Raw genomic sequence first — 2,829 nt, 5'->3', positions numbered from 1 at the left:
CGACGACCGGCGCCACGGGCTGGTCGAGCGGTAGCCCGGTGATCGGGTCGACCCGGTTCAGGACGGAGTTCATGACCTGCTGGCCGCCCTGCACCCACAGCAGCGCGACGACCACGACGACCATGCCTGCCGACGCGGCGGTCAGCGTGCGGATCCGACCGGCCGAGCTCGCGAGCCGCGTCCGGCTGCTCTCCACGACCCAGGCACGGATGCCGAGGACCACGAGCAGCCCGGCGAACGACAACCAGACCCACTTGTCGAAGGCGGGGTCCAGGATCATCCGGGCCTCCCCTGCGTCGCCCCGTCGATGACCGGCACACCGGTCTTGCGGAGCACGAAGTCGTACGGGTCCGTGGGGTCCTGGAACCACATGTAGTAGGTCCCCTGCGCGATCAGCTGGTTCGCCAGGTCCAGCGACCAGCCGGGCTGGTTGAGGAACAGGTGCACGCCCTGCTCCTCGATCGACCGGAAGTTGACGATGACGTCCGGGTTGATCGTCGCGATGCAGCCCAGCTTGTCCGTGGCGGGCGCGATCCGGCCGCAGCCCTCGATGCCGCCGCCGCGGCCGTACGCGGTGAGCCCCTCGATGGCGAACGGACCCGGGTCGGACAGCGGCATGACGTTCTGCCCCGGCGGCGTGGTGGCCACGACCTGCCGGTACATCTCGGCGTCTCGCGGGTAGACGACCTGGTAGGAGTCGTTGCCGCCGCGCAGGAAGATCAGCATCGCGAACAGCGCGACCATGCCCACCGCGAACACCGGGCGCATCCAGCCGCGCCAGCGGACCAGGAAGCGCAGCAGGTCGGTGGCGAGGATGGTGAGGATCGGCAGGCCGAACAGGAGGATCCGGAGGAAGCCCTCGCCGCCGTAGCCCTGCGCGGCGAAGCCCATCGGCACCACGGCCAGGCCGATCGGCACCAGGTCCCGGCGGCGCCGCCAGTAGACGATCGCGCCGAGGAAGCCCAGGCCGTACGAGATCGCGGCCATGAGGAACCGGCCGTACTTCACGACCTGCTGCCCGAAGTCGCCGGTCAGCCGGTCCCCGACGCCCGCCTCGAGCGCCGCGCCCGTGTTGCCGTCGCCGATGAACAGCCCGATCTGGGTGGTCCAGATGGGCCGGGCGGCGATCAGGATGAACAGGATCACCCCGATGATCCCGACGAGCACGAGGCCACGGCCCCGGTACCGGCCCACGACGGCGAGCAGGGCGAGCTGGCCCAGGATCGCGAACGGCGTGAGCTGGTGCGCCGGGATGACCGCGATGATGCAGAGCGCCGCGCAGAAGTAGACGAGCAGGATCTGCCGCGGCGGCAGCGTGGGCCGGTTCGGCGGGGTCCCCGCCGAGACGATCCAGCGGTGCCACAGCGGCAGCCGCTTGGCACCCAGGTGCGGGGCGGGCCAACCGGGCGCGCCGCTCGGGTCCGTCCGACGGGTGGCCAGCGGGCCCAGCGCGAAGGTCAGCACCGTGAGCAGCAGGCAGATGCCGGTGGCCTGCGGCGAGAAGTAGTCCTGCTCGATCCAGTTCAGGCCCACGAACAGCCAGGCCGCGGCCCACGGCGCGCGGCTGCCCCCGAGCATCGAGCGGGCGAGCGCGTAGATCCCGATCGCCCACACCGCGACGACGGCGGGCGGGAACCACCGCAGCACGTCGTCGAGCTGGTCGGCGCCCGAGGCCTGTCGGAACCACGCCCACTGGGCGAAGAACGCGGGCCAGGAGAACCGGGCGTCGAGACCCTGCGGCGGCACGCCGTTGGCGACCGCGACGGCGTCGACGAACCCGGTGATGGTCCAGGCGGTGCCGAAGCGGGCCGCGGGCTGCACGACGGACGGCAGCCCGGTGGAGCAGAGGATCAGCACGCCGGTCGCGGCGCCCAGCATCGGGATGCGGGGGCGCTTGGCGTAGAGCTCGGTGACGCACGAGCCGATCGCGAACAGCAGCGCCAGCCACGCGGCGGGGCCGAGGACCTTGGCCAGGCCCCAGCCGTCGAGCGCGTCGAGGTCGGTGGTGACGACCGCGATCGGCAGCATCGCGAGGGCCAGGACGGCCAGCGCGGGCGAGAGCCAGCGGTCGAGCAGGGGCCGGTTGCGCTCGAACCAGGTCGGCGGGGCCGGCTCCTCCTCGGGCGGCTTCGGGATGACGGGCAGCGCCGTGGTGGGCGGGTCGACCGGGTCCCGGGGGCCGCCCACGGGGCTCATCACCTGGGTGGCGTCGTCCCCCGCACCACGGCGGGTGTCCTGGGCGGTCATTGCGCGACCACCGCGTGCCGCAGCAGGAACGGCACGCTCAGGCCCGCGACGATGTAGAGCATCAGGTCGGGGTGCCACCAGACGGCGCTGACCATGACCTGGGCCGCGAGGAGTGTCGTCGCGATCCCCACGCCGAGAGTCAGCAGCCACATGTGCGCCGCGGGCGCGCGGCGCAGGAAGCCCGCCGCCGCCCAGCCCGGGCCGAGCAGCAGGAAGCCGACGGTGACGGACAGCCGCAGGCCGGTGCCCGCAGCCACGTCGAACACGCTCAGCAGGCAGGCGGCGACGCCGGCCACGACGAGCATCACGGCCACGCCGCGCCGCGCCGTGCGGGCGCGGGTCAGCTCCGCCGCGGTAGGCATGCTCACCGCGTCACTCCGTTCCTCGCCGGTCCGCCCGGCCTGTCGTCTGCGTGCTCGGCGTCCCGGCGGATCCGGGCCCCGCGGGACACGCGGTCACGACCGCGCCCCACACGGGACCGCCCACCCGCCACGAGTATGGCGGGTGGATTCCGGTCGCCGGGGAGGTGGGCCTCAGGAGGCCTCCTCCTCCAACGCGTAACGCGCGTCGAGCGCCTCACGC

The 2,829-nt window shown here is 73.1% G+C and carries 3 protein-coding genes; all 3 read right to left on the bottom strand.

Annotation, left to right across the window (positions count from 1 at the left end):
- A partial coding sequence (locus H5J29_RS27845; protein WP_181783959.1) for a hypothetical protein occupies positions 1-280 on the bottom strand: 280 nt, incomplete at its 3' end.
- On the bottom strand, positions 277-2,247 hold the full coding sequence (locus tag H5J29_RS27840; protein WP_181783958.1) for a hypothetical protein: 1,971 nt from the start codon (positions 2,245-2,247) through the stop codon (positions 277-279). The genes H5J29_RS27845 and H5J29_RS27840, both read right to left, overlap by 4 nt.
- Positions 2,244-2,615, bottom strand: coding sequence for a hypothetical protein (locus H5J29_RS27835; RefSeq protein ID WP_181783957.1), 372 nt, complete (start codon positions 2,613-2,615; stop codon positions 2,244-2,246). The genes H5J29_RS27840 and H5J29_RS27835 overlap by 4 nt, the downstream gene beginning before the upstream one ends.
- Positions 2,616-2,829: the final 214 nt, after the last annotated feature.

Origin of the sequence: Pseudonocardia pini (genome assembly GCF_013870575.1) — a bacterium.
Classification (GTDB): domain Bacteria; phylum Actinomycetota; class Actinomycetes; order Mycobacteriales; family Pseudonocardiaceae; genus Pseudonocardia; species Pseudonocardia pini.
This window is presented reverse-complemented; position numbering and strand designations above follow the sequence as displayed.

Bases quoted from the DNA above. Each gene is read 5' to 3' on its own strand.
- H5J29_RS27840 (WP_181783958.1), bottom strand. From the start codon at position 2,247: ATGACCGCCCAGGACACCCGCCGTGGTGCGGGGGACGACGCCACCCAG.